19 protein-coding genes are annotated in these 26,161 nt (G+C 71.9%); 11 read left to right on the top strand and 8 right to left on the bottom strand.

Annotated features, from left to right (window positions below; all coding sequences use genetic code 11):
• Positions 1-40: 40 nt before the first annotated feature.
• Genes OG521_34620 through OG521_34605 form a run of 4 tightly spaced genes read right to left on the bottom strand, consistent with a single transcriptional unit; the run spans position 41 to position 4,300 of the window.
• On the bottom strand, positions 41-1,027 hold the full coding sequence (locus OG521_34620; GenBank protein ID WUW25621.1) for a class I SAM-dependent methyltransferase: 987 nt from the start codon (positions 1,025-1,027) through the stop codon (positions 41-43).
• A complete protein-coding gene (locus OG521_34615) occupies positions 1,024-2,130 on the bottom strand; it encodes an NAD(P)-dependent alcohol dehydrogenase (GenBank protein ID WUW25620.1) in 1,107 nt (368 codons plus the stop codon). The genes OG521_34620 and OG521_34615 overlap by 4 nt, the downstream gene beginning before the upstream one ends.
• Positions 2,127-3,536, bottom strand: a complete 1,410-nt coding sequence (locus OG521_34610; protein ID WUW25619.1) for an aldehyde dehydrogenase family protein — start codon at positions 3,534-3,536, stop codon at positions 2,127-2,129. Before OG521_34610 ends, OG521_34615 begins: the two co-directional genes overlap by 4 nt.
• 8 nt (positions 3,537-3,544) lie before the next feature.
• Positions 3,545-4,300 (bottom strand): (5-formylfuran-3-yl)methyl phosphate synthase, encoded by a 756-nt coding sequence (locus OG521_34605; protein WUW25618.1) that lies wholly within the window; start codon positions 4,298-4,300, stop codon positions 3,545-3,547.
• A 485-nt stretch (positions 4,301-4,785) separates the two neighbouring features.
• On the opposite strand from OG521_34605, the gene recA reads away from it, so the two are divergent.
• Positions 4,786-5,862 carry a recombinase RecA gene (recA, locus tag OG521_34600; GenBank protein ID WUW25617.1) on the top strand — a complete coding sequence of 359 codons (1,077 nt, stop codon included), beginning with the start codon at positions 4,786-4,788 and terminating at the stop codon, positions 5,860-5,862.
• Between the two features lie 254 nt (positions 5,863-6,116).
• Positions 6,117-6,770, top strand: a complete 654-nt coding sequence (locus tag OG521_34595) for a DUF6357 family protein (protein WUW25616.1) — start codon at positions 6,117-6,119, stop codon at positions 6,768-6,770.
• Between the two features lie 125 nt (positions 6,771-6,895).
• On the opposite strand, the gene OG521_34590 is transcribed toward OG521_34595, so the two are convergent.
• Positions 6,896-7,318: a secondary thiamine-phosphate synthase enzyme YjbQ gene (locus OG521_34590; protein ID WUW25615.1), complete on the bottom strand. Its 423-nt coding sequence runs from the start codon at positions 7,316-7,318 to the stop codon at positions 6,896-6,898.
• A 428-nt stretch (positions 7,319-7,746) separates the two neighbouring features.
• Here OG521_34590 and OG521_34585 point away from each other — a divergent pair, with 428 nt between their 5' ends.
• The 3 genes from OG521_34585 to OG521_34575 all read left to right on the top strand — a co-directional run bounded on the left by OG521_34585 (position 7,747) and on the right by OG521_34575 (position 11,032).
• Positions 7,747-8,469, top strand: coding sequence for an ATP-binding cassette domain-containing protein (locus OG521_34585; GenBank protein ID WUW26899.1), 723 nt, complete (start codon positions 7,747-7,749; stop codon positions 8,467-8,469).
• 147 nt (positions 8,470-8,616) lie between these two features.
• Positions 8,617-9,825 (top strand): LLM class flavin-dependent oxidoreductase, encoded by a 1,209-nt coding sequence (locus tag OG521_34580; protein ID WUW25614.1) that lies wholly within the window; start codon positions 8,617-8,619, stop codon positions 9,823-9,825.
• A gap of 103 nt (positions 9,826-9,928) precedes the next feature.
• Positions 9,929-11,032, top strand: a complete 1,104-nt coding sequence (locus OG521_34575) for an NAD(P)/FAD-dependent oxidoreductase (GenBank protein WUW25613.1) — start codon at positions 9,929-9,931, stop codon at positions 11,030-11,032.
• 19 nt (positions 11,033-11,051) lie between these two features.
• On the opposite strand, the gene mltG is transcribed toward OG521_34575, so the two are convergent.
• Positions 11,052-11,927, bottom strand: coding sequence for an endolytic transglycosylase MltG (gene mltG, locus OG521_34570; GenBank protein WUW25612.1), 876 nt, complete (start codon positions 11,925-11,927; stop codon positions 11,052-11,054).
• Positions 11,928-12,432: 505 nt separating this feature from the next.
• The gene (locus OG521_34565) at positions 12,433-14,241 is read right to left on the bottom strand and encodes an ABC transporter ATP-binding protein/permease (protein WUW25611.1); all 1,809 of its coding nucleotides are present in this window, start codon (positions 14,239-14,241) and stop codon (positions 12,433-12,435) included.
• Between the two features lie 201 nt (positions 14,242-14,442).
• Here OG521_34565 and OG521_34560 point away from each other — a divergent pair, with 201 nt between their 5' ends.
• Positions 14,443-14,886 (top strand): MarR family transcriptional regulator, encoded by a 444-nt coding sequence (locus OG521_34560; GenBank protein WUW25610.1) that lies wholly within the window; start codon positions 14,443-14,445, stop codon positions 14,884-14,886.
• Between the two features lie 42 nt (positions 14,887-14,928).
• Positions 14,929-17,859, top strand: a complete 2,931-nt coding sequence (locus OG521_34555; protein ID WUW25609.1) for an FAD-binding oxidoreductase — start codon at positions 14,929-14,931, stop codon at positions 17,857-17,859.
• Positions 17,860-17,869: 10 nt separating this feature from the next.
• Here the strand turns inward: OG521_34555 and OG521_34550 are convergent, their stop codons facing one another.
• Positions 17,870-18,610, bottom strand: coding sequence for a hypothetical protein (locus OG521_34550; protein WUW25608.1), 741 nt, complete (start codon positions 18,608-18,610; stop codon positions 17,870-17,872).
• Between the two features lie 256 nt (positions 18,611-18,866).
• Between OG521_34550 and OG521_34545 the strand changes: the two genes are divergently transcribed.
• From OG521_34545 to OG521_34530, 4 genes are all read left to right on the top strand, one after another.
• Positions 18,867-20,783 carry an ABC transporter ATP-binding protein/permease gene (locus OG521_34545; protein ID WUW25607.1) on the top strand — a complete coding sequence of 639 codons (1,917 nt, stop codon included), beginning with the start codon at positions 18,867-18,869 and terminating at the stop codon, positions 20,781-20,783.
• A complete protein-coding gene (locus OG521_34540; GenBank protein WUW25606.1) occupies positions 20,780-22,561 on the top strand; it encodes an ABC transporter ATP-binding protein/permease in 1,782 nt (593 codons plus the stop codon). Before OG521_34545 ends, OG521_34540 begins: the two co-directional genes overlap by 4 nt.
• 64 nt (positions 22,562-22,625) lie before the next feature.
• On the top strand, positions 22,626-24,386 hold the full coding sequence (locus OG521_34535) for an ABC transporter ATP-binding protein/permease (GenBank protein WUW25605.1): 1,761 nt from the start codon (positions 22,626-22,628) through the stop codon (positions 24,384-24,386).
• The gene (locus tag OG521_34530; protein ID WUW25604.1) at positions 24,383-26,155 is read left to right on the top strand and encodes an ABC transporter ATP-binding protein/permease; all 1,773 of its coding nucleotides are present in this window, start codon (positions 24,383-24,385) and stop codon (positions 26,153-26,155) included. The genes OG521_34535 and OG521_34530 overlap by 4 nt, the downstream gene beginning before the upstream one ends.
• Positions 26,156-26,161: the final 6 nt, after the last annotated feature.

The following is a 26,161-nucleotide window of genomic DNA, read 5'->3' as shown; positions in this document are numbered from 1 at the left end:
CCGGTCGGTACCGCCCCGGTGCGCCCCACCCGTGCCGACGTCAGGGTCTGCTCTTGTGCGCGAAGACCCACCGGTTCCCCTCCAGCGCGTCGTTCGGTTCGGGGAGGGGACCACGTCCCCGCAGGCGGGTGAATTCGAAGGGCGTGTGCACCGAGGTGGACCAGCCCTTGGCCGCCAGGTCACCCGCGGAGTCGGGGCGCGGCCCGCTGTCGAAGAGGTCGAGCAGATCGATGCCGATCTGTTCCCGCGTCGCCGTGTAGATCGGGCTGTCGCGGTACGCGAGCAGGTCCTTCTCCAGCTTGGCCTCGAAGGCCAGGGCGCTGCCCGTGGTGGTGAGCCGGTCCACCGTGTCGATGAGGTACGTCTCGGCGGGGCCCGGCAGGTAGAAGAGCAGCCCTTCGGCCAGCCAGACGCTCGGGGCGGCCGGGTCGAAACCGACGGAGGTCAGCGCGGTGACCCAGTCGCCGCGCAGATCGACCGGCACCGGGACCCGCTTCGCCTTCGGGGCGGCCGACAGATCCGTGAGCACCTGTTGTTTGAAGGCCAGCACGCCCGCCCTGTCGATCTCGAAGACGACGCAGTCGGACGGCAGGTCCAGCCGGAAGGCACGGGTGTCCAGTCCCGCCCCCAGCAGGACCACTTGGCGGACGCCCGTACCGACCGACCGGTGAAGGAAGTCGTCGAGGACTCCGGTCCGCAGACCGAAGTAGCGGGCGAACCTCCCCCACAACGGGTTGCCGTCCCCGTCCGGGACCTGTTCGATACGCACCGGCCAGTCCGCGCAGGCGGGGGCCGCGCGTACGAAGTGTTCCGCGTAGACGTCCCGGGCCAGGCTGTCGTGGCGGTGGGTCTCGATCGCCCGTGCGGCGGCGACCAGGAGGGAAGTCGATCCCACACCTGCGTCCACGCCTCCCTCGCCGGTCCGCCGCGTCGGCGTGGTGGTCGTGGCCCCTTCGGTGGGAGCGAGGAGCACGGAAGTGTCACTGGTGGGGTGGAGGGAGTCCCCGGGGATGGACGTTTCACTCATCGGTCTCTTCTTTCCGGCAGCAGGACGGGCTTGATCACGCGTCCGGCGTCGCAGTCGCGTTCGGCCTCGTTGATGTCGGCCAAGGGATAGGTGCGGATCAGTTGGTCGAAGGGGAAGCGGCCGGCCTGCCACAGGCCGATCAGCCGCGGAATCAGCAGTTCGGGTACGGCGTCCCCTTCGCAGATGTGCCGGATGCTGCGGCCCCTGTCCAACGTGCCCGGTTCGAGAGGCAGTGCGGTGTGAAGGCGCGCCACGAGACCGAGGGTGCCGGTGGGGCGCAGCGCGCGGAGCGCGTCATTGATGAGCGGGGCGGAGGCCGTGGTGTCCAGGGCGTACTGCGCGCCGCCGTCGGTGTGCCGACGGATGCGCTCGGCCAGTCCGGACGTCGCCGCGGGCAGCGGGATCGCGCCGAACCGCTCGGCGAGCTCCAGGCGCCCCGGATGCCGGTCGACGGCCACGCTCCGTACGCCGGCGGCGGTGGCCGCCATGACCGCGGTCAGGCCCACCGCTCCCGCGCCGAGTACGACGAGGGTGTCGCCGGGGCCGGCACGGAACGTGTTCAGCACGGCTCCGGCACCGGTGAGGGCTCCGCAGCCGAGCGGACCGAGCAGTTCGAGCGGCAGGGCGGTGTCGACCCGGACGGCGTTGCGCGCCGGGACGAGGGCGTATTCGGCGAAGGACGACTGGCCGAACCAGCGGGAGGCCACCGCTCCCCCGGCGGCGTCGGTGAGCCGTGGTGTGTCCTCCTCGCGTCCCCCGAAGAGGTTGAGTGAGGCGAACGAGTCGCAGTAGGCGGGGGCCGCGCCGCGGCAGCTCAGGCAGTCCCCGCAGGAATCGAAGCTCAGCACGACGTGGTCACCGACGCCGACCGCGGTGTCCGGGCCGCCGCCCGCCGCCACCACTACCCCGGTCCCCTCGTGGCCGAGGACAGCCGGCAGCGGGGTGCGTCCGGCTGACCGCCGGACCGCGAGATCGGTCCGGCACATTCCGCTTCCCACGATCTCCACGAGGATTTCGCCGGGGGCGGGCGCGGTGTTCAGAACGACGTCCTCGACCGCGAACGGGCTCTCGCAGGAGCGCAGCACGGCGGCTCGGAACCTCATCCCTCTTCCTCCGGCGGCCGGTGCACGACGAATGGACGGAGGTTGCCGTAGAGGCCCCACGGTCCTCCCGCGACACCCAAGCCGCTCTCCTTGACGCCTGCGAAGGGCTGGGCGAGGGAGAGTTCGGCGTGGTGGTTGATCCAGACCGTGCCGCATTCGAGCCGGTCGGCTGTCGCCGCCGCGCGGTCGGGATCGGTGCCCCAGACGGAGCCGCCCAGCCCGAAGCCGGTGCCGTTGGCCGCTTCGACGGCTTCGTCGAGGTTTCGGTACGGCAGCACCGGCAGAACCGGTCCGAACTGTTCCTCGGTCACCACCGGGTCCTCGGGCGGGACGTCCGTGAGGATCGTGGGAGCGACGAAGTAGCCCGGTCCGTCGAGCCGGTGACCGCCGGCCGCTGCCCTGGCACCGGCCGCCAGGGCCCGTTGGACGAACCTCTCGATCCGGGCCAGCTGGGGGGCGTTGTTGACCGGCCCGAGCCGGGTGCCCGGCACAAGACCGGGTCCGACGACGACGGTCTTCGCGCGGTGAGCGAGGGCTTCGACCACCTCTGCGTGGAGCCGGGCCGGTGCGTAGACGCGTTTGACCGCCATGCAGACCTGCCCGCAGTTGCGGAAGGCGGCCCAGAACAGCCGGTCCGCGACCCGCTCCACGTCGACGTCGTCCAGGAGGACCGCCGCGTCGTTGCCACCCAGTTCCAGGGTGACACGGGCGAGGGAGCCCGCCGCGGCCGCGGCGACGGCCCGTCCCGTCGGCACCGAGCCGGTGAAGGTGACATGGCGGATACCCGGGTGGGAGGCGAGGCGGGCACCGAGGGGTTCCCGGCCGGTGATGACGGTCAGGACGTCCTCGGGCAGGGCTTTGGCGAGGACGGCGCCGAGCAGCCGGGTGGCAAGGGGGGTGTACGGGGACGGTTTGAGGACCACGGTGTTGCCGGCCGCGAGCGCGGGCGCGAACTTCGCCGAAGCGAGCTGGAGGGGGAAGTTCCACGGCACGATCGCGGCAACGGGCCCGAGAGACTGCCAGCGGATCTCGCTGTGCACGGGGCGGCCGTCGGCGATCCGGCGGGTGCGGGGAGCCAGGGCGGCGAAGTACCGAAGCCGGGCTGCCGTACGGGCGACCTCGGCGTACGACTCGGCGAGGGGCTTGCCCTGTTCCCGGGTGAGCAGCGGAGCGAGGTCGTCTCCGGCGGCCTCCACGGCGTCGGCGGCGGCGTTCAGCCCGGCGGTGCGGGCGGCCGGGTCGGCGCGCCAACCGGTCCAGGCGTGCCTGGCCCGGTCGATCACGTCGTCCAGTTCGTCCGGCTGCTGGTCGGGGGTCTCGTCGAAGATCTCCCCGGAGGCCGGGTCGATGACAGCGAGGCAGGGGGCACGGCGTCCGGAGACGCGGCCGGCATGCGGTGTCGGCATCCCGGTGGTCAGTTCAGGGCCGGGACGTCGGCGGCGAACTCCCGGGCCTGCCGGTCCATCTCCGCCCGGAAGGCCGCGACCAGGTGCGGCTGAATCGTTCCGGCGTTGCGGTCACCGCCCGAGCAGACCGCACCCCGCACCCCGACGATGTCCGTGCCGATGCGGGTCAGCTGACCGAGATCGGCCTGCTTGACGCTGCCCGCGAGTGCGGCGAACTGACCGGCCGCGTGGGCGCGGCGGACGAACTCGGCGCAGAGGTCCGGCGGAACATGGTCGAACAGCCCGGTCCCGTCCTTGATCGCGGTGTCCAGCATGGCGGCGTCGGCACCGGCGCGGGCCGCGATGTCGGGCAGGGCGAGCGGGTTGACGCAGCCGACACGATGGGCGTCGGCGTAGCCCGAGGCGACGACGAGCGCGTCCGGACGGTAGTCCTTCACCGCGCGGACAACCGCCCGCATGACCTCGACACCCTGCTCGGGAGTCGTGCATCCGTACAGGCCCACCTTGATGTACGTGGCGCCGGAGACGGCCGCGCCGAGCGCGGCCTGCGCCACGGTGCCGGGCTTGTACGGCACGTCTCCCACGGTGGCGGACACCGGTTTGTCCGCCGGCACCGCGTCGCGGATCTCCCGGATGACCCAGGGGAAGTTGGCGCCGAGAGAGCCCTCGTCGGGCTTCTTGACGTCGACGATGTCGAGGTGCTCCGCCGCCTTCGCGCAGGCGAGCGCTTCCTCGATGCCGTCCGGGGAGATGAGAAGCAACACCGTGAACTCCTTCCGCCGCGAGTCCGCCCGGCCGGGGCAGGGGGAACTGCGGATCGATGGTTCATGTGCGGTGCGCTCATCATTTCCGTTGCCCGCGCGCACCGGTAGGGCGTGCGGAGTTCCCCGGGCGGCGCGTGTGTGCACACGTATGTCTCCGCGTACACCGGCGCGGACCAGAACCTGTTGAACCGTGCCGAAGCCGGCCGCACTCGTGGGCGCGCCCCGGCGCGCTGACGAGTTCCGGCGACCGGACTGGAGGATCCCCACCGGGTCCGGCCGCATGGCCGACCGCCGGCCCGGCCGCGGCCCGCCTCCGGAGTGGTCCGGCGCGTACACCGTCCCGCTTGCCTCCGTTTGGTACCTTTCAACGGACACGTAAATCGATCGGATGTTCGTTTCTGGATCTCCGACACGTCCGTTGTCGGCAGCAGACGCCCACGTTCTCCGACGTGCGGCGGGCCACTCAATCGGACCGGGTGAAGCTCATGGCAGGAACCGACCACGAGAAGGCGCTGGACACCGCGCTCGCGCAGATCGAGCGGAAGTTCGGCAAGGGTGCGGTCATGCGCCTGGGCGAGCGGCCGAACGAGCCCATCGAGGTGATCCCCACCGGGTCCACGGCGCTGGACGTGGCGCTCGGCGTCGGCGGACTGCCGCGCGGCCGCGTGGTGGAGGTGTACGGACCGGAGTCCTCCGGCAAGACGACGCTGACGCTGCACGCGGTGGCGAACGCGCAGAAAGCCGGCGGCACGGTGGCCTTCGTCGACGCCGAACACGCCCTGGACCCGGAGTACGCCAAGAAGCTCGGCGTCGACACCGACAACCTCATCCTGTCCCAGCCGGACAACGGCGAACAGGCGCTGGAGATCGTCGACATCCTGATCCGCTCCGGCGCGATCGACCTGATCGTGATCGACTCCGTCGCGGCCCTGGTGCCGCGTGCCGAGATCGAGGGCGCCATGGGTGACTCCCACATGGGCCTGCAGGCCCGTCTGATGAGCCAGGCGCTCCGGAAGATCACCAGCGCGCTCAGCCAGACGAGGACGACGGCGATCTTCATCAATCAGCTCCGCGAGAAGATCGGCGTGATGTTCGGCTCGCCGGAGACCACGACCGGCGGCCGTGCGCTGAAGTTCTACGCCTCGGTGCGCCTGGACATCCGGCGTATCGAGACACTGAAGGACGGGACCGACGCGATCGGCAACCGCACCCGTGTCAAGGTCGTCAAGAACAAGGTCGCGCCGCCCTTCAAGCAGGCCGAGTTCGACATCCTCTACGGCCAGGGCATCAGCCGCGAGGGCGGTCTGATCGACATGGGCGTGGACAACGGCTTCGTCCGCAAGGCCGGCGCCTGGTACACGTACGAGGGCGACCAGCTCGGCCAGGGCAAGGAGAAGGCCCGCGCCTTCCTCAAGGACAACCCCGGCCTCACCGACGAGATCGAGAGGAAGATCCTCGAGAAGCTCGGAATCGCAACATCGGCGAAGGCCGCGGCCGCCGACGACACGGACACCGTCCCCGCCCCTGCTGTCGCCGTGATCCCGACGGGCAACGCCACCTGACGAGCGTGGGTGCTGACCGGCCGGAGGTCAGGCCTCCGGCCGGTCAGCACCGCGGCGTGCTCCGGGCCGAGGCGCCCACCGACCTCGCGCATCATGTGCGGTGTCACGGTGGCGGTAACGGCCGCGAGGCACCGGCGTTCGAGGCAGCCTCCCGCCGGCCCTTCCGGCAGTTCGTCGGCCATGAACGGCGGCCGGTCCGTCAGCTCTGATGCGACTACGCTGACGCGCGTATCACACCTGCTGGAAGGACACACGTGGCCCGCCCTTACGCCCCTGGCCCAAAACAGTTCGTCTTCGCCGTCGGTGACGGCAACGACCAGCAGGTCTCCGTGGGCAACCCCCAGGAAGCGTACGTGGCATTCTCCGCTTTCTTCCGGGATCGAGACTCTGCTACTTACACCATCGAGGATGAACCGGCGGGACAGAGCTTGGTGCTCATGCCCGGACAAGGCGTGATCGCCCGGATCGAGGCGGCGGACACACCCCGGTCGGAATACCTCCGGGTGGACAGGGGGAATCGCTACCTTCCGAGCGCGATGCTCTTCTTCGAGAACGGATACACCGGCCTCGACCACTTCGGCCAGTGGTTCCCGGACCTCGCGGACCTCGACGCGTCACCGGAGACTCGTGGCGTTGCTCGCGCCGCCACGATCACGACCGAGGCCGCGGCAATCGAGGAAGTCGCCCGGATCTGGGCAGATTCGGGCATCGTAGACCCGAGCGACCAGTACTACGTCTTCTTCGACTCCCATGACGTCGGTGACGACCGGGCCGAACGGGCCGAACTGCTCAAGTTGATCGAATTCCTCGGCATCGAAGGAGTCGACGCCCCGGCCGAGGCCGCCGATGGCGAAGTCTGGGTACGCACCGACCCGCGCCTCGACGCCGAATTCGAACGGTGGTCATGAACAGATAGGCCGGATCGAAGTTGCCCGGGCCTGCTCACCTGCTGCCGTGCAGCGCGGTCCGTCCGCTGTGTGAAGCCGCCGGAACGCGGGGCCCGCTCAACATGACCGCCTGCGAGCGACCCTGGTCAGCCCAGGAAGCTCAGCCGCACCTGACGGTTGGCGTTGTCCTTGTTGGTGTCCACCAGACACACCGACTGCCACGTCCCCAGCTCCAGCCGTCCCGCGATCACGGGCAGCGTCGCGTGCGGCGGGACGAGGGCCGGGAGGACGTGGTCGCGGCCGTGGCCCGGGCTGCCGTGGCGGTGCTGCCAGCGGTCGTCGGCCGGGAGCAGGGCGTGCAGGGCGGCCAGGAGGTCGTCGTCGCTGCCCGCGCCGGTCTCCAGTACGGCGATGCCCGCCGTCGCGTGCGGGACGAAGATGTTGAGCAGGCCGTCGCGGCCCGCGGCCGTGCGGCTGAGGAACTGCTCGCAGTCGGACGTCAGGTCGGTGACGGTCTCCGTCGTGCCGGTGGTGACGTGAAGGACGCTGGTGGTGAAGGCGGAGGACATGCGCCCATTCTCCCGCCCACCACGCAGGATTGCTCGTCCAGGTGCCGAGACACCGTTGACCGTCCTCCTGTCGGCGGCTACGTTCGGCGCCATGTTCCGGTCAGTCATGCTCACTTCGCGCGGTCACATCGACCTGCTGCGGGTGGCCTCTGCCGCGTGTTGTCGCCGCGGCTGCTGACGTTCCTCCACGCATGACCCGTGAGTGACCGGGCGGAGTGATCCGTCGGCCCCTCCGCCTGATGGTGTGCACGCCCCGCCCCGTCCCGTCTCCGTCCTCGGCCTTATGCGTCCGGGGATCTCCTGGTCCGGTTCCTACCGGTGCGGGCCCGGGGCCGGGTCTCGGGGATGCCTCCCGGAGTCCCACCTCCCGATCTCGTCGTCCGTATCCCGGAAAGGCTGCCGTCATGGCGACCGACCTGCACGGAGTCATGAGCGCCCCCTCCCCCTCACCGGCCCTTCCTCCGCAGGACGTCGTACGCGTCGTCGGGCTGACCCGTTCCTTCGGCGGACGGGCCGTCATCGACGGGCTCGATCTCACCCTGCGCGCGGGGGAGTTCACCGCCGTGCTCGGGCGCGGCGGCAGTGGCAAGTCGACGCTCCTGCGGGTGCTCGCCGGGCTCGACCGGGAGATCCGCGGGACCGTTCTGGTGCCGAAGGGGCGTGTGCTCCTTCGGCCGGCACCGCGGCCTGCGCCCTGGAAACGGCTCTGGCGCAAGCTGCTCGAGCCGCCTTCGGGAGATCATCCCGGACCAGGCTTCGTGGAAGTGGTGGGGGAAGACTGCGCGCCCCTCCGTCGGTCCCGGGCCTGGCCGAGGGCGCTCTCCGGCGACGGGGCCCGGCGCGTCCCGGTCGCACGGGTGCCGGCCCGCCGGCCCGATCTGCTGCTTCTCGACGACCCGTTCGGCGACATCGCCGCCTCGTGGCCGGTGGCCGAGCTCCGGCGGCGGCACCGTGGGTGCACGGTTCTGCTCGTCACCCGGGATGTGGACCAGGCGCTGCTGTTCGCCGACCGTGCGCTCGTGCTGCGGGACGGCGTGATCACGTACGGGACGCCGGTCGCGGCGGACCGTCCACGCCTGCCCGGTACACCCGAGTTCGCCTCGCTGCGTGCGCGGCTGCTCGCCGAGCTCGGTCCGGAGGCCGACGTCTGATCCGACTCCGCACGCTCCGACGCCGAACGGGGCCGGCCCCGGGTCCGGTTCGGGTCCGGGGCCGGACCGCTCCGCCTCGTCTCCTGAACCCCCTGCCGTGCCCCTCTGTGAACCCGCCCTCCCCCGCTCGTACGGAAAGGCCTCCTCATGAACGTCCATCTGCACTGGTTCCTCCCCACCGGCGGTGACGGGCGCACGCTCGTCGACCGGCACGCGTACACCGACGGCGGGATCAAGCGGGACCGGATCACCCCGACCAGCGGGGTGCGCGCCCCCGACATCGAGTACCTGGCGCAGATCGCGAAGGCCGCCGAGCAGCTGGGCTTCGAGGCGGTGCTGACGCCGACCGGTACCTGGTGCGAGGACGCCTGGCTGACGACCGTGGCGCTGGCTCAGCACACCGAGCGGCTGAAGTTCCTGGTGGCGTTCCGGCCGGGGGTGATCTCGCCCGTGCTCGCCGCGCAGATGGCCGCGACGTATCAGCGGATCACCCGGGGGCGGCTGCTGCTGAACGTGGTGACCGGCGGCGACTCGACGGAGCAGCGCCGGTTCGGGGACCATCTGGACCATGACCGGCGGTACGCCAGGACCGCGGAGTTCCTGTCGGTGGTGCGGGGCGCCTGGAGCGGGCAGCCGTTCGACTTCGACGGTGAGCACTATCAGGTGGAGGGCGGGCTGACGGCGCTGCCGCCGGACCCGCTGCCCGACATCTTCTTCGGCGGGTCCTCGGCCGCGGCGGGGCCCGTCGCCGCCGCGCACGCGGACGTCTATCTGACGTGGGGCGAGCGGCCCGCCGATGTGAAGAAGAAGATCGACTGGATTCGCGGGCTGGCCGAGGAGCAGGGACGCACGGTCCGGTTCGGGATCCGGCTGCACACCATCTCGCGCGACTCCTCGAAGGAGGCGTGGGCGACGGCCGACCGGCTGCTCGGCGACCTCGACGCCGACACGATCGCGGCCGCTCAGCAGGCGCTGGGGCGCAGTGAGTCGGTGGGGCAGCAGCGGATGCTGGCGCTGCACGGCGGTTCGCGCGATCAGCTGGAGATCGCGCCGAACCTGTGGGCCGGGGTCGGTCTGGTGCGGGGTGGCGCCGGGACCGCGCTGGTCGGCAGTCACGCCGAGGTCGCGGACCGGATCGAGGAGTACCACTCCCTGGGGGTGGAGCACTTCGTGCTGTCCGGGTACCCGCACCTGGAGGAGGCGTACTGGTTCGGCGAGGGTGTCACGCCCGAGCTGGCGCGCCGGGGGCTGCTGTCGACCGTCCCGGCGTCCCCGTTGCTGGGAGTGCCCGCGGTGAACGGCCGGCCGGCCTCCGCACCGGGCGGGGCGCCGTTGCTGTTCGCCGGGGGGCGGTGAGACCGGCGGATGCGCCGGGGCGCGAGGCCGGGCACGGCCCGATCGCCTCTGCGGGAAGATCCGCACACCCGCCACGGTTAGTAGAAACGTGAACAACGTCGGGGTGCACTCAGTCGATGTCGTGGTGATCGGTGCCGGACAGGCAGGTCTGTCCGGCGCCTACCATCTGCGCCGCAGCGGTCTGGAGCCGGACCGCGATTTCGTGGTCCTCGACCATGCCCCGCACCCCGGCGGCGCCTGGCAGTTCCGCTGGCCCTCGCTGACGTACGGCAAGGTGCACGGCATGCACGCCCTGCCCGGCATGGAGCTGACCGGGGCCGACGACAGCCGGCCCTCGTCCGAGGTGATCGGGGAGTACTTCGACGCGTACGAGCGCGCCTTCGGCCTGCGGGTGCACCGGCCGGTCGAGGTCAGTGCGGTGCGTGAGGGCGAGGGCGGCCGGCTGCTCGTCGAGACATCCGAGGGGACGTACGCGACCCGCGCCCTGATCAACGCCACGGGGACCTGGGACCGGCCGTTCTGGCCGCGCTACCCGGGACAGGACACCTTCCGCGGGCGGCAGTTGCACACCGCGAACTATCCGGGGCCCGCCGAGTTCGCCGGGCAGCGGGTGGTCGTCGTGGGGGGCGGGGCATCCGGCACCCAGCACCTGATGGAGATCGCCGAGGTGGCGGCGGACACCCACTGGGTGACCCGGCGGCCGCCGGTCTTCCGGGAGGGGCCGTTCGGCGCGGACCAGGGCCGGGCGGCCGTGGCCATGGTGGAGGAACGGGTGCGGCGCGGGCTGCCGCCCGAGAGTGTCGTGAGCGTGACCGGGCTGCCGGTGACCGACGCCGTCCGGCGGGCCCGCGAGTCGGGGGTGCTCGACCGGCTCCCCATGTTCGACCGGATCACACCGACCGGCGTGGCCTGGGACGACGGTCGGAGCGTCGAGGCCGACGTCATCCTCTGGGCGACCGGTTTCCGGGCCGCCGTCGACCATCTCGCCCAGATGAGGCTCCGTGAGCCGGGCGGCGGAATCAAGGTCGAGGGGACGCAGGCCGTGCGGGACGAGCGCATCCATCTCGTCGGGTACGGGCCGTCCGCCAGCACCATCGGCGCCAACCGGGCCGGGCGCGCCGCCGTCCGCTCCATCAGTCGGCTGCTGGCGCGGACCGCGCCCGGGACCGCCGAGGAGGACGCCGTGTCCGTGCCCGTGTCCGTGTGAGTGCTTCGGTACGCGCCGCTCAGCCGGTGCCCGCGCCGCGGCGGTTGCGGTTGAACTCGGCCACGTTGCGCTGCTGTTCGGCGTAGTCGTCGGTGAAACGGGTGTCGCCCGGTGCGACCGTGACGAAGTAGAGCCAGGGGCCGGGCGTGGGGCTGATCGCCGCCACCATCGCCTGCTCGCCCGGATTGCCGATGGGTGTGGGCGGCAGGCCCTTGCGTTCGTAGCTGTTGTACGGGCTGTCGATCTTCGTGTCGCCGGTGGTGGTGTCCAGAGTGCTGCGGTTCAGCGCGTAGTTGAGCGTCGAGTCCATCTGGAGGGGCATGCCGCGGTCGAGCCGGTTGTGGATGACCCGGGCCACCTTCCCCATGTCGGACTCGGTGTCCGCCTCGGCCTGGACGATGCTGGCGATCGTCACCGTCTGGTACACGGTGACGTTGTTGCGCTGCGCTCCGGCCGTGATGTGGTCCTTGCCGAAGCGGCTCTGTGCCGTGTCGGCCATGTAGCGCAGCAGGCTCTTCGGGGTCGTGGCGGAGGTGACGGGGTACGTCGCCGGGAAGAGGTAGCCCTCCGGGTTGCCCTTCGCCTCGGCCGGCAGCGGCAGATCCGCTGTCGCCACGGCCTTCTCCGTGGTGCCGGCGGGTTCACCGAGGACCTTGTCGGCGGCCGCGTACACCTGCACTGCCCGCCGGCCCTCCGGAATCACCAGGGAGCGGGTCTGCTCGGCGGTCTTCGGCTCCCTGGTCAGCAGCGGTACGAGAACGGCGGCGGCGACCCCGAGCACGAGCACGGCTCCGACGAGGAGCAGCAGACGGCCGCGCCGGGTCGGGCGGAGCCTGCGGCGGGAACTGCGGCGGGTCCTGCGTCCTGGAGGGGTGTCCGGGGACTCGTTCACCATGCGGGCACGCTATCCCGCGCCGATCCCGCCGTCCGGTACCCCGTCCGTGGCGACACGCGCCCCGCATCGCGCGAAGTGAACACACGAACAGGGGATCGGATGTTCGCTGGAACGCGTGATCGTATCGGCATTCGTTGCTCAACCACCCTGCGGCGGTTGATGATTACAGGGCGCAAGCGACGGGCTGCAGACCGCGACTGTGCTGTCCCTGAGTTACATCATGCACAAGGAGAAACACCCGATGAACCTGATCACCAACCTGCTGGCCGGCGTCGTCCACTTCGTGGGTTGGCTCATCTGACCATAGCTCCGCCCGGCGCCGTCGTTCCCCGTCCCACGGGAGCGGCGGCGCCGTCGTGTGCGCCCCGTCCGCGTCGTGTCCGTGTCGCGTATGTGCCGCGCCTGTGTGGCGTCGGCCGCGCGCCGCGGGACCGGGAAGGAGCGGCTCCGGGCCGCGAAGTCGGGGGCAGCGGGCGCAATGCCGCTGCAAGGGCCGGGCGGCAGGTCAGCCCGCTGCCACGGGGGCGAGGTGGGTGTCCCTGCGGACCAGGGCGGCGTAGCGCCCGTCCTGCTGGAGCAGTTCCTCGTGGCTGCCGCGCTCCGCGGTGCGGCCACCGTCCAGGACGACGATCTGGTCGGCGTCGCGCACCGTGGAGAGCCGGTGGGCGATGGTGATCGTGGTGCGTCCTGCCGAGAGTGCGTCGATCGCTTCCTGCACCGCGAATTCCGTACGGGTGTCGAGGGCGCTCGTCGCCTCGTCGAGGATCAGCACCGGCGGGTCGCGCAGGATCGTGCGCGCGATGGCCAGGCGCTGCTTCTCGCCCCCGGAGAAGCGGTATCCGCGCTCACCGACGAGGGTGTCGTAACCGTCGGGCAGGGAGGCGATGTGGTCGTGGATCTGCGCCGCGCGGGCGGCTTCCTCGATCTCCTCGTCGGTTGCGTCCGGCTTGGCGAAGCGGAGGTTGTCGGCGACCGAGGCGTGGAAGAGGTAGGTCTCCTGGGAGACGACGCCGACCGCCCTGGCGAGGGTGTCGAAGTCAAGATCGCGCACGTCGACCCCGTCGAGGGTGACCCGGCCACCGGTGACGTCGTACAGCCTCGGCACCAGATAGCTGAGGGTGGACTTGCCGGAACCGGTGGGACCGACGACGGCCAGGCTGGCGCCGGCGGGCACGGTCACGTCGACACCGCTGAGCGTCGGGCCGCTCTTCTCGTCGTAGCTGAAGTCGACGTCCTCGAAGCGGACCTCGCCACGGATCTTCTCCAGGCGTACCGGCTGCTCCGGTTCGGTGATGTCCACCGTGAGGTCGAGGTATTCGAAGATCCGCTGGAAGAGCGCGAGGGACGTCTGCATCTGCACGCCGGTGGAGAGCAGGCTCACGGCGGGCCGGAAGAGGCCCTGCTGGAGCGAGACGAAGGCGACGAGCGTACCGATCGAGACGTCGGGTCCGCCGGACTGCAGGGCGAGACCCGCGGCCCAGTAGATGACAGCCGGCATGGCGGCCATGACGATGCCGATCGTCGACATCCGCCAGCGTCCGGCCATGCTGGAGCGCACTTCGAGGTCGACGAGGCGCTCGGACTCCTCGGCGAAGCCCTTGGTGAGCGAGTCGGAGCGGCCCATGGTGCGGCCGAGCAGGATGCCGCTGACGGAGAGCGATTCGGTGACCGTGGCCGCCATCGCGGCCATCTGCTTCTGGCGCTGGGTGGTGATCTTCTTGCGCTCACGGCCCACCCGGCGGCTGATCCAGACGAAGACCGGCAGCAGGAGCAGGGAGACGACGGTGAGCCGCCAGTCGAGCGCGAGCATGGCGACGACCGTCGCGATGACCGCGGTGAGGTTGGAGACCAGCGAGGTCGCCGTCGAGGTGACGGTGGCCTGCATGCCGCCGATGTCGTTGGCGATGCGGGACTGGACCTCGCCCGTGCGGGTCCGGGTGAAGAAGGCCAGCGGCATCCGCTGGAGCTGGGTGTACACGGCGGTACGCAGGTCGTGCATGACCCGCTGGCCGACCGTGGTGGAGATGAGGGTCTGCAGCACGCCGAAGACGCTGTTCATCACGGCAGTGAGGATCATGCCGAGGGCGAGCAGCGAGAGCAGCCCGGTCCGGCCCTGCGGGATGGCGGTGTCGAGGATCTCGCGCAGGAGGAACGGGGAGGCGACCGACACCAGCGACGAGGCGCCGACGAGCAGTCCGACCACCGCGAGGCGGCCGCGATAGGGGTGGAAGAGGCGGAGGATGCGGCGCAGCTCGGCGGGCGGCTGGGCGGCGTCCCGGGGCGGGGGTGTCCACGTGGGTTCGTCGGGTTTCATGGGCTCCTTCGTCAGGCGTGCGACAACAGGTAACGGCGGGCGCCCGCGCCTGCGGGCGCGTCCGCGGTGGGGCGGGACGGCCGACGGCCGCCCTGCGGGCTCCGGGCCCGGAAATCGCAGCCCTCGGCAGTGGAACAGATGAGAGCATAGCTCATTGTTACCTATACTCACAATGAACAGGGTCCTGATATTGTTCCCGGTATGGATTCCCCCGACCGCGACGGCGTGCTCGCCGAACAGCTGCTGAGGCTGACCCGCAGGCTCCAGCGCATTCAGAGCCGCCAGCTGGAGCCGATCGGCATCACGCCCGCGCAGTTCCGGCTGCTGCGCACCGTCGCGCACTACGACGGCCCGCCACGGATGGCGGATCTCGCGCAGCGGCTCGACGTCGTCCCCCGCGCCGTGACCACGCTGGTGGACGGGCTGGAGGCCAGCGGCCGGGTGCGCCGTACCCCGGATCCGGACAGCCGCCGGGTGGTCCGGATCGAGATCACGGACGAGGGCACCGCCACGCTGCGCTCGCTGCGCAACGCGCGCCGGGCGGCCGCAGAGGAGATCCTGGCTCCATTGACCGCCGATCAGCGCGAGGTGCTCGGCGGGCTGCTGACCGCTCTGGTCGACGGAATGCCGGAGCGCCGCTGCTGACCGGGTGCGAAGCGCCGAGCCGAGCCGCCGAGGGGATCCCGAATGCCACTGCTGGAGCCGAATCCGCAATCCCTGCGCCCCGGCACGGCGCGTGACCCCGCGCACGACCGGGTGCCCGACGCGCAGGCTGCGGGCACCCCCGAGCCCCTGCGCGGTGAGCTGACCGCACTGCTGGGACCGCAGAAGGTGCTCTGGAAGATCTCGGACCTGGTGCGGTACGCCTCCGACGCGAGTCCGTACCGGTTCGTACCTCAGGTCGTCGTCGTGCCCGAGGACCTCGACGACATCTCCGCGATCCTGTCGTACGCCCACGGCAAGGGGCGCGACGTGGTCTTCCGGGCCGCCGGCACCAGTCTGAACGGGCAGGCGCAGGGTGAGGACATCCTCGTCGACGTGCGGCACCACTGGGCGGGCATCGAGGTCCTGGACGGGGGCGCGCGGGCCCGGATCCGTCCGGGGACGACGGTCATGCGGGCCAACGCCACCCTCGCGCGGCACGGCCGGCTGCTGGGGCCCGACCCGGCGAGCGCCATCGCCTGCACGATCGGCGGGGTGGTCGCGAACAACGCCTCCGGGATGACCGCCGGCACCACCCGCAATTCGTACCGGACCGTCTCCTCCCTCACCTTCGTGCTGCCCAGCGGCACGGTGGTGGACACCGGCGACCCCACGGCCGACGCGGACCTGGCGCACGCGGAGCCGGCGCTCTGCGAGGGGCTGCTCGCCCTGAAGGCGGAGATCGAGGCCGATGCCGCGCTGACCGCCCGGATCCGGGCCAAGTACGAGATCAAGAACACCAACGGCTACCGGCTCGACGCCTTCCTGGACGGTTCGACGCCGGTGGAGATCCTGCGCGGTCTCATGGTCGGCTCCGAGGGGACCTTCGGATTCATCTCCGAGGTCGTCTTCGACACCCTGCCGCTGGACCGCCGGGTCTCCACCGCGCTGCTCTTCTTCCCCTCGCTGACGGCCGCGGCGGCCGCCGTCCCGCTGTTCAACGGGGCGGGCGCCATCGCCGTGGAGGTGATGGACGGCAACACGCTGCGCGCCTCGGTCAGCGTCCAGGGTGTGCCCGCCGACTGGGCCGGACTGCCGAAGGAGACGGCGGCCCTGCTGGTGGAGTTCCGCGCGCCGGACGAGTCGGGCCAGGAGGCGTACGAGCGGGCGGCGGCCGAGGTCGTGCGGCAGCTGGAGCTGGTCCGGCCCGTCACCTCGGTGACCAACGAGTTCACCCGCGACGCCCGGACCATCTCCGGCTACTGGAAGGCCCGCAAGGCCTTCGTCACCGCGGTCGGCGGATCCCGGCCGTCCGGTACGACGCTGATCACGGAGGACTTCGCGGTCCCGCCCTCCCGGCTGGCCGACGCCTGCGAGGCGCTGCTGGCGCTGCAGGCCGAGCACGGCTTCGACGCGGCCGTCGCGGGTCACGCGGCCCACGGCAACCTGCACTTCCTGCTGGCCTTCGACGCGGCGAAGCAGTCCGACGTCGACCGGTACGCCGCGTTCATGGCGGACTTCTGCCGGCTCACCGTGGAGCGCTTCGACGGCTCCCTCAAGGCGGAGCACGCCACCGGCCGCAACATCGCCCCCTTCCTGGAGCTGGAGTGGGGTCCGTACGCGACCGAACTGATGTGGCGCACGAAGCAGGTCATCGACCCGGCCGGGGTGCTCGCGCCCCGGATCGTCCTGGACCGCGACCCGAAGGCCCATCTGCGCGGGCTGAAGACCATCCCCGAGGTCGAGGCGGTCGCCGACCCCTGCATCGAGTGCGGTTTCTGCGAACCGACCTGTCCCAGCCATGATCTGACGACCTCACCGCGCCAGCGCATCGTGCTGCGCCGGGAGATGATGCGACAGCCGGACGGTTCCCCGGTGGAGACGGGGCTCCTGGACGCCTACGGCTACGACGCCGTCGACACCTGCGCGGGCGACTCCACCTGCAAGCTCGCCTGTCCGGTCGGCATCGACACGGGCGCCATGATGAAGGACTTCCGCCACCGGCGGCACTCCCCCCGCGAGGAGCGGGTCGCCGCGCTCACCGCGAAGAACTTCCGTGCCGTGGAGGCGGCGGCCCGGCTGGCGGTCGCCGCTGCGGCCCGGATCGACGACCGGCTGCTCGAAGGTGTCACCGGTCTGGCCCGCAAGGCCGTGCGCCCCGATCTGGTGCCCGAGTGGCTGCCCGAGATCCCCGGCGCGGCCGCCCGGAAGCTGCCCCGCACCTCGCGGACGGCAGCGAGCGCCGTCTACTACCCGGCCTGTGTGAACCGCATCTTCGGCGGACCGGAGGGCAGTCGCGGTCCTTCCCTGCCGCAGGCCGTGGTCCTGATCTCGGCCCGCGCCGGAAAACCGGTCTGGATCCCGGAGGATGTCGCGGGCACCTGCTGCGCCACGATCTGGCACTCCAAGGGGTACGACGCGGGCAACGCCGTGATGGCCAACCGGATCGTCGAGGCCGCCTGGGGCTGGACCGGCGGCGGAAAGCTTCCTCTGGTCGTCGACGCCTCGTCGTGCACCCTGGGCATCGCCCACGAGGTGGTGCCGTATCTGACCGACGACAACCGGGAGTTGCACCGCGAGCTGACGGTGGTCGACTCGCTGGTCTGGGCCGCCGACGAGCTCCTGCCGGAGCTGACGGTGCTGAGGAAGGCCGGTTCGGCGGTGCTGCACCCGACCTGCTCGATGGAGCATCTCGACGACGTCGGCCAGTTGCGCGCGGTCGCCGAGGCGTGTGCCGAGGAGGTCGTGATGCCGGACGACGCGGCGTGCTGCGGCTTCGCGGGCGACCGGGGCATGCTGCACCCGGAGCTGACCGCGTCGGCGACGGCGAAGGAGGCCGCCGAGGTGAACACCCGGGAGTACGACGCCTATCTGTCCGCGAACCGCATGTGCGAGATCGGGATGGACCGGGCGACGGGACGTACGTACCACTCGGCCCTGATGGAGCTGGAGCGGGCGACCCGCCCCGGCCCCTGAGGACGGCCCGTCAGGCCCGGAGACTCGCCCGGTCACCCATCACCACGACCGGGTTCTGCTTCGGGTCCAGGGTGCGCAGCAGCTTCACCATGGCCGCCTTCGGCAGGCTCACACAGGCCGAGGTGCCGCTGCCGTGGTCCATGTGGAGCCAGATGCTGCCGCCCTTCGACTGGCCCTGGGGGCGCGTCGGGTCGTTGGGGGCGGTGCCCTTGACCCGGTTGTAGTCGATGGCGATGACGTAGTCGAAGTCGTGCCAGTAGGGCTTCGCCCAGTAGCGCGGGGCCTGGATGGCGGCCGACTCGCTGTACGGGAGGTGGGCGCCCGGGTCGGGCAGGGCGCCGCCCGCGTCGGTGAGGGTGAAGACGCCGACCGGGGAGCGCTTGTCGTCCTCGTGGTGGTCGGCGGTCCAGCCCTTGCGGCCGTTGTGGGCCTTCCAGTCCGCCGCCTTGTCCCAGGTGGATCCGGTCCGGGTGTAGAGCACGACCGTGGAGTCCGCGGAGTTCTTGCCCGCGCCGTACACGGCGACGACCTGGCGGGAGTCGTCCGGGATCTGCGCCTCCAGGCGGTCACCCACGTCCGGGATGCGCTTGAGGTCGGTCGTCTGCTCCTTGTCGGCGTCCTTCCGGGCGCCGGCCGACGGCGTGCCGCTCTTCTTCGTGTCCTGTCCGTCGCCGCACGACGTCAGGGTCGTGAGCAGGACACCACAGGCGGCCGCCGAGACCACCACTCGTACCGCACCGGCTATATGCATCCGTCCATGCTCGCACCCCGCGGGGTGCGAGGCCGCCCGGGCCCGCGTGGTCCGGTGAATGCGTGCCCAATCTTTACCCCGCCGGCGCCGTAGGGGCAGCGCTCCCGCCCGGCCCCCGGCTTCGGCCGGTAAAAGGGTTTGCCTCGGCCACGGCGGGGGGCGAGGCTTGGACGGTTTGGTCCCCCCACACGCCTCCCCCACGTGTTTTCTGGAGATCCGCCCGCGGATCTCGGCTCCTTCCGATCTTTGGGACATCATGCACATTCGCGATCTTCCGTACTCGGATCCCGGCGATCCCGATGTCCGGTCGGGTCCTCGCTTCCTGATCTGGCTCGGCCGCAGCCAGATCCGCGGACAGCTCAAGTCCATGTCCTGGGGTCTGCTCCAGCAGTGCTCCATCGCGTCGCTGCCGCTGGCCGTCGGCTTCGCCGTCCAGTCGGTCGTCGACCGGTCCGGGGGGCGTCTCGCGCTGGCCGGCGGCATGCTCGCGGTCCTCGGCGTGCTGATCGCGGTGGGCGACACCATGCTCCACCGGACGGCCGTCACCAACTGGATCACCGCCGCCGCCCGGGTCCAGCAGCTGCTGGCCCGCAAGACCGCCGAGCTGGGCTCGGCGCTGACCCGCCGGGTCGCCGCGGGGGAGGTCGTGGCGGTGTCCACCGGGGACGTCGAGAAGATCGGCTGGTTCGTCGAGGCGCTCTCGCGCTTCGCCGCCGCCGCCGCGGCCCTCGTCATCATCTGTGTCGGGCTCGTCCTCTACCTGCCCTCGCTGGGCGTGCTCGTGGCGCTCTCCATGCCGCTGCTCGCCCTGGCCGTACTGCCGTTGCTCCCCCGCGCCACCCGCCGCGCCGACCTCCAGCGCGAGAAGGCCGGCAAGGCCACCGAGCTGGCGTCGGACACCGTGGCCGGGCTGCGTGTGCTGCGCGGTATCGGCGGCGAGGAGCTGTTCCTCGGCCGCTACCGGCGGGCCTCGCAGGAGGTCCGCGAGGCCGCCGTGCGCAGCGCGCGGATGTGGTCGCTGATCTCGGCGATCCAGGTGCTGCTGCCGGGCGTGCTGCTGATCTCGCTGGTCACCTACGGGGCCGTGCTGGCCCGGGACGGGCGGATCGGCGTCGGTCAGCTCGTGACGGTGTACAGCGCGGCGACGCTGATGCTGCTGCCGTTGCGGCACTTCGAGGAGATCGCCATGGCGTACTCCTTCTCCCGGCCGTCCGCCCAGCGCGCGGTCCGGGTGCTCGCGCTGAACCGGGTCGCCCGGCCGTCCACGGTCGACGCCGTGGCGGCCGGTGATCTCTACGACCCGGCCACCGGTCTGATGGCCCCGGAGGGGCTGTTCACCGCGGTGGTGTGCGGCGATCCGGACGAGGCGGGCCGGCTCGCCGACCGGCTCGGCGGTCACGCCCAGCCGGCCGTGGCACGGGGCGACGAGAGCGAGGGCGCCGAGGACACCGAGACCCCCGCGCTGCCGTCGGTCCTGCTCGGGGGAGTACCCCTGGACGAACTGGAACTCGACGCGGCGCGGACCGCCGTGCTGGTCCAGGACAAGGATCCGGTGCTGCTGTCCGGCACGCTGCGCGAGCTCCTCGACGTGCCGTCGTCCGGCCGGGTGGCCGCCGTGGACGCACTGGCGGCCGCACAGTGCGGTGATGTCCTGGACGCGCTGGCGCAGGCGTCCGTCGGCTCCGACGGCGACCCGATGAGCACCCGGATCACCGAACGCGGCCGGTCGCTCTCGGGCGGCCAGCGTCAGCGGCTCGCCCTGGCCCGGTCGCTGGTGACCGACCCGGAGGCCCTGGTGCTGGACGAGCCGACGTCCGCGGTCGACTCGCACACGGAGGCGCGTGTCGCCGAGGGCATCAAGGCGCTGCGCAAGGACCGCACGACGGTGGCCTTCGCCTCGTCGCCGTTGCTGCTCGACCTGGCGGACCGGGTGGCGCTGGTCCACGACGGCACCGTGGTGGCGGTCGGCACGCACCGCGAGCTGCTGCGCGACGAGCCGCGCTACCGGGCGGTCGTCACCCGTGAGACCGACGACGAGATCGCGGCCGCCTCCGCGCCGGACGCAGTGCCGGACCTCGCGGAAACCGAAGACCCACCAGGCACATCAGACACGTCGGACACGGCGGGCACCGCCATGATCGGCACGATCGAGGGAATCGAGGAGAGGGCATGATCGGCGTCGCACCACCGGCGTACGACCCGGCCGCCCCGGAGTCGGCGACGACCCTGCCGGTCGGCACCCCCGCGACCGTCCGCACCTATGTCCGGGAGCTGATGCGGCGCCACCGGCGGCCGTTCGTCGTGGTCACGCTGCTCAACACCGTCGCGGTGATCGCGTCGATCGTCGGCCCGTATCTGCTGGGCGGGCTGGTCGAGGACCTGTCCGACGACGTCACCGATCTCCATCTGGAGCGCACCGCCGTGGTGTTCGCGGTGGCGCTGGCCATCCAGACGGTGGTCACCCGGATGATGCGGCTGCGCAGCGCGATGCTGGGCGAGGAGATGCTGGCGGATCTGCGCGAGGACTTCCTCGTGCGGTCGGTCCGGCTGCCCCCGGGTGTGCTGGAGCGGGCCGGGACGGGTGATCTGCTGTCCCGGATCACCACGGACATCGACCGGCTCGCCAACGCCATGCGCGAGGCGGTGCCGCAGCTGGCCATCGGTGTGGTGTGGGCGGGTCTGCTGCTCGCCGCGCTGGCGGTCACCGCTCCCCCGCTGGCGCTCTCGGCGCTCGTCGCGCTGCCGGTGCTGATCATCGGCTGCCGCTGGTACTTCCGCCGGGCGCCGTCGGCGTACCGCTCGGAGGCGGCCGGTTACGCGGCGGTCGCGGCGATGCTCGCGGAGACCGTGGACGCCGGACGGACCGTGGAGGCGCACCGGCTGGGTGCCCGCCGGGTCGCCCTGTCGGACCGGCGGATCAAGGAGTGGACGGCCTGGGAGCGGTACACGCTGTTCCTGCGGTCGGTGCTCTTCCCCGTCATCAACGTCACGTACGTGACGATTCTGGGCGCGGTGCTGATGCTCGGCGGCTGGTTCGTCATCGAGGGCTGGCTGACCGTCGGCCAGCTGACGACGGGTGCGCTGCTGGCGCAGATGATGGTGGATCCGATCAACCTGATCCTGCGCTGGTACGACGAGCTGCAGGTGGCCCAGGTGTCGCTGGCCCGCCTCGTGGGGGTCCGTGAGATCGAGCCGGACGCGGGTGACTCGGGGGTGACCCCGGACGGCCGTGATGTGCGCGCGGACGAGGTGCACTTCGGCTACCGCGCCGGTCTCGACGTGCTGCACAGGGTGTCGCTGGATGTCGCGCCCGGTACGCGTCTGGCGCTGGTCGGTCCGTCCGGCGCGGGCAAGTCCACGCTGGGCCGGCTGCTGGCCGGGATCTACGCGCCGCGGACCGGTGAAGTGACGTTGGGCGGGGCTCAGTTGTCGCAGATGACGGCGGAGCGGGTCCGTACGCATGTGGCCCTGGTCAACCAGGAGCACCATGTGTTCGTCGGGTCGCTTCGGGACAATCTGCTGCTGGCCCGGACCGGCGCCGAGGACGCGGAGTTGTGGGCCTCGCTGGCCGCGGTCGACGCGGGCGGCTGGGCGGGCGCTCTCGACGAGGGGCTCGACTCCGAGGTCGGTTCGGGCGGTCTGGCGCTCACTCCGGCACAGGCCCAGCAGATCGCGCTGGCCCGGCTGGTGCTGGCCGATCCGCACACGCTGGTGCTGGACGAGGCGACTTCGCTGCTCGACCCGCGCGCGGCCCGTCATCTGGAGCGTTCGCTGGCCCGGGTGCTGGACGGCCGTACGGTCGTCGCGATCGCCCACCGGCTGCACACGGCGCACGACGCGGATGTGATCGCGGTCGTCGAGCAGGGCCGGATCAGCGAACTGGGCAGCCATGACGAGCTGGTGGCGGCGGACGGCGCGTACGCGGCGCTGTGGCGGTCCTGGCACGGCTGACCGCGGCGAACGGGTCCGGGGCTCCCCGCGTCCTCGCCGAAAGGCGGTCACTAGGATGCTGTACATGACATCCATCGGCGTGGATCCAGGGGCCCCGGACTGTCGCGGCCCCGCACGGTACATCTGGTGGCTGATCAACTGCCAGCGTCGCCGGATCGCCGCCGGTGCCCTGCTCGGCAGCGCCTGGATGGTCTGTCTGACGCTGCCGCCCTACCTGTTGTCGCGCGCCATCGACGACGGGCTGGAGCAGGGGCGGGAGTCCGCCCTGGCCGGCTGGATCGCGGCGCTGCTGGGTGTGGGTGTGCTGAACGCGTGGCTGTCCATCATGCGGCACCGCACGATGACGAGGGTGCGGCTGGACGCCGCCTTCCGTTCGGTGCAGGTGGTGGTCGGGCACGCGACGGGGCTGGGCGCGGCGCTCCCGCGCCGGGTCACGGCCGGCGAAGTGGTCACGATCGGCTTCCGCGACGTCGCCATGATCGCCAATACGCTGACCGTCACCGGGCCCGGGGTCGGCGCGGTCCTCGCCTGCGCCGTCGTGGCCGCTCTGCTGCTGAACGTCTCAGTGGTGCTCGCGGCGGTGGTCCTGGCCGGCGTGCCGCTGCTCGCCGTGCTGGTCGGCCCGTTGCTGGGGCGGCTCCAGGGGGTCGAGGCGGAGTACCGGGAGCAACAGGGCCGGCTCGCCTCCCGGTTCGAGGACATCGCCAGTGGTCTGCGGGTGCTCAACGGCATCGGCGGCAAGGAGGCGTACGCACAGCGCTACCGGGAGGGCTCGCGGGAGCTGCGGGCGGAGGGGTACCGCGTCGGCGCGGTGACCAGCTGGATCCAGGCGCTCGGCGTCGGCCTGCCCACCCTGTTCCTGGGGGCCGTCACCTGGCTTGCGGCCCGGATGGCCGCTCAGGGGACGCTCACGGTCGGCGAACTCGTCGCGGTCTACGGCTACGCCGCGGTCCTCGTCGTGCCCGTCTCGTCCTTCATCGAGGGCGGTTACGACATCGGCCGCGGGCTGGTCGCGGCCCGCAGGGTCGTACGTTTCCTGGCCCTGGAGCCCGATTCCACCGGCGGCGAGCCGGCTTCGGACGGGCCCGGACCCGCGTCCGCGCTCCACGATCCGGCGTCCGGTGTCGAGGTGGCGCCCGGTGTGCTGACCGCGCTGGTCAGTGGGCGGCCTTCGGAGTCCGCGGCGGTGCTCGACCGGCTCGGGCGGTTCACCCCGTCGGCCGCGACCTGGGGCACCGTCCGCCTCGACCGGATCGACCTGACCCAGGTGCGACGGCGCATACTCGTGGCGGACAACGAGGCCGATCTGTTCGCCGGCCCGCTGCGGGAGGTGGTCCGCGGCGCCGGGAACCCGGACGAGGCGGCCATCGGCCGTGGCCTCCACGCGGCCATGGCGCTCGACATCGTCCGCGGACTGCCGGACGGCCTCGACTCGCCCGTCGACGCGCAGGGCCGCAACCTCTCCGGAGGGCAGCGCCAGCGCGTCCGCATGGCCCGGGCCCTGCTGGCCGATCCCGAGGTGCTCCTGGCGGCGGAGCCGACATCGGCGGTCGACGCGCACACCGAGGCGGCCATGGCGGCCCGGCTGCGTGCCGCACGGTCCGGCCGCACCACGGTCGTCACCAGCACCTCGCCGCTCCTGCTCGATCGGGCGGACACCGTGTACTACCTGGTCGACGGCTCGGTCGCGGACGCCGGAAGCCATCGTGAGCTGCTGGACCGGAACAGTGGCTACCGCCTGCTGGTGTCCCGCGGCCTGGACGACGAGGACCGGGACCGCACGGGCGGAGATACCGTCCCGCCGTGCCGGGAGCCCGTCCGATGACCGCCGCATCCCCGCCCCGGTCGCGTGCTCTGCCCGTCGCCGAACCGGCCATGGTGCGCCGGGCGGCCTTCCGCCTGATCCGGCTGGACGGGCGCGCCTTCGCCGCCGTGATCGCCCTCAACGCCCTGGCCGCGGCCGCCGGGCTCGTCGGCCCGTGGCTCCTGGGCCGCATCATCGACGAGGTCAGGGCGGGCAGCGGCGTGGCCGCGGTGGACCGCCTCGCGCTCGCCGTCCTCGTCTTCGCGCTGGCACAGCTCCTCCTGGTCCGCTGGGCCGCCTGTCTGGGGCACCGTTTCGGCGAGCGGACCCTGGCCAGGATCCGCGAGCAGTTCACCGACCGGGCGCTCGCGCTGCCCGCCGCGGCCGTCGAACGGGCGGGCACGGGTGACCTGATGACCCGCGGCACGACGGATGTCGCCACGGTCGGTGCCACGCTCCGGGACGCGGGTCCCGAGGTCCTCATCGCCGCCGTGCAGGCGCTGTTCATCCTGGGGGCGGTCTTCGCGCTCGACCCGCTGCTCGGTGTGTGCGGCGTACTGGGACTGTCCGGCATCTGGTTCGCCTCCCGCTGGTACCTGCGCCGGGCGCTCACCGCGTACCTCGCGGAGGGTGCGGCCAATTCGGCGCTCGCGGAGCAGCTGGCGGCCACCGCCGCCGGCGCCCGGACCGTCGAGGCCCTCGGGCTGCGGCAGCGGCGCATCGAGGCCTGCCAGGACGAGATCGACAGGTGCTGGTCCACCCGCACCCGGACGCTGTTCCTGCGCAGTGTCCTCTTCCCGGCCGTGGACGTCTCCTATGTCATCCCGGTGGCCGGCGTCCTGCTGCTCGGTGGCGTCCTGCACGACCAGGGCGCGATGAGCCTGGGCGCCGTGGTCGCGTCGGCCCTGTATCTGCGGCAGCTCTCGCAGCCGCTGGACAGCATCCTGCAGCGTCTGGAGCAGGTGCAGAGCAGCAGCGCGTCGTTCGCCAGGGTCGAGGGTCTGGCACCGGCCGCACAGGCAGCACCGGTCTCCTCCCCCGCTCCGGACGGCGACCGGATCGAGGTGGCCGGTGTGTCCTACGCGTACGAGGACGGGGACGATGTCCTGCACGAGGTCGACCTGACGGTCCGTCCGGGCGAGCGGCTGGTGATCGTCGGCCCCTCCGGCGCGGGCAAGACCACCCTGGGCCGGCTGCTGGCGGGCATCGACGCCCCGCGCACCGGCTCGGTGACGGTGGGGCGGGTGCCTGTCGCCGCCCTGGACGCGGACCGGCTGCGCCGGCATGTCGTCCTCGTCACCCAGGAACACCACGTCTTCCAGGGCACGGTCCGGGACAACCTGCGGATGGCCTCGGAGTCCGCGACCGACGCCGAACTGCGCGCCGCGCTCGCCGCGGTCGGCGCCGAGTGGGCGGACGAACTGCCCGACGGCCTGGACACCGACCTGGGGCACGCGGGGCACCGGCCGGACGGCGCCCGGGCCCAGCAGCTCGCCCTGGCCCGCGTGGTGCTGGCCGACCCGCACACGCTGATCCTCGACGAGGCCACGGCGCTGCTGGACCCGAGGACGGCCCGGCACACGGAACGGGCACTGGCCGCCGTCCTCGCGGGCCGGACCGTCATCGCCATCGCGCACCGGCTGCAGACGGCGCACGACGCGGACCGGGTGGCCGTGATGGAGGACGGCCGGATCACCGAGCTCGGCACGCACGACGAACTCGTGGCGGCCGACGGGGCCTACGCCGCGCTCTGGCGCTCCTGGCACGGCGACCGGTCGCCCTCCTCCTGAACCGGT

The organism is Streptomyces sp. NBC_01463 (assembly GCA_036227345.1).
Taxonomy (GTDB): Bacteria; Actinomycetota; Actinomycetes; order Streptomycetales; family Streptomycetaceae; genus Streptomyces.
The sequence above is the reverse complement of the archived record's forward strand: the minus strand, read 5'-3'. Positions and strand labels throughout refer to the sequence as shown.

What these genes read in the sequence shown, in the direction of transcription:
- OG521_34550 (WUW25608.1), bottom strand. Translation starts at nt 18,610, where the DNA reads ATGCATATAGCCGGTGCGGTACGAGTGGTGGTCTCGGCGGCCGCCTGT.
- OG521_34535 (WUW25605.1), top strand. Translation starts at nt 22,626, where the DNA reads ATGACATCCATCGGCGTGGATCCAGGGGCCCCGGACTGTCGCGGCCCC.
- OG521_34615 (WUW25620.1), bottom strand. Translation starts at nt 2,130, where the DNA reads ATGAGGTTCCGAGCCGCCGTGCTGCGCTCCTGCGAGAGCCCGTTCGCG.
- OG521_34540 (WUW25606.1), top strand. Translation starts at nt 20,780, where the DNA reads ATGATCGGCGTCGCACCACCGGCGTACGACCCGGCCGCCCCGGAGTCG.
- OG521_34610 (WUW25619.1), bottom strand. Translation starts at nt 3,536, where the DNA reads ATGCCGACACCGCATGCCGGCCGCGTCTCCGGACGCCGTGCCCCCTGC.
- OG521_34555 (WUW25609.1), top strand. Translation starts at nt 14,929, where the DNA reads ATGCCACTGCTGGAGCCGAATCCGCAATCCCTGCGCCCCGGCACGGCG.
- OG521_34590 (WUW25615.1), bottom strand. Translation starts at nt 7,318, where the DNA reads ATGTCCTCCGCCTTCACCACCAGCGTCCTTCACGTCACCACCGGCACG.
- OG521_34585 (WUW26899.1), top strand. Translation starts at nt 7,747, where the DNA reads ATGAGCGCCCCCTCCCCCTCACCGGCCCTTCCTCCGCAGGACGTCGTA.
- OG521_34545 (WUW25607.1), top strand. Translation starts at nt 18,867, where the DNA reads ATGCACATTCGCGATCTTCCGTACTCGGATCCCGGCGATCCCGATGTC.
- OG521_34560 (WUW25610.1), top strand. Translation starts at nt 14,443, where the DNA reads ATGGATTCCCCCGACCGCGACGGCGTGCTCGCCGAACAGCTGCTGAGG.
- OG521_34620 (WUW25621.1), bottom strand. Translation starts at nt 1,027, where the DNA reads ATGAGTGAAACGTCCATCCCCGGGGACTCCCTCCACCCCACCAGTGAC.
- mltG (WUW25612.1), bottom strand. Translation starts at nt 11,927, where the DNA reads ATGGTGAACGAGTCCCCGGACACCCCTCCAGGACGCAGGACCCGCCGC.
- recA (WUW25617.1), top strand. Translation starts at nt 4,786, where the DNA reads ATGGCAGGAACCGACCACGAGAAGGCGCTGGACACCGCGCTCGCGCAG.
- OG521_34565 (WUW25611.1), bottom strand. Translation starts at nt 14,241, where the DNA reads ATGAAACCCGACGAACCCACGTGGACACCCCCGCCCCGGGACGCCGCC.
- OG521_34580 (WUW25614.1), top strand. Translation starts at nt 8,617, where the DNA reads ATGAACGTCCATCTGCACTGGTTCCTCCCCACCGGCGGTGACGGGCGC.
- OG521_34530 (WUW25604.1), top strand. Translation starts at nt 24,383, where the DNA reads ATGACCGCCGCATCCCCGCCCCGGTCGCGTGCTCTGCCCGTCGCCGAA.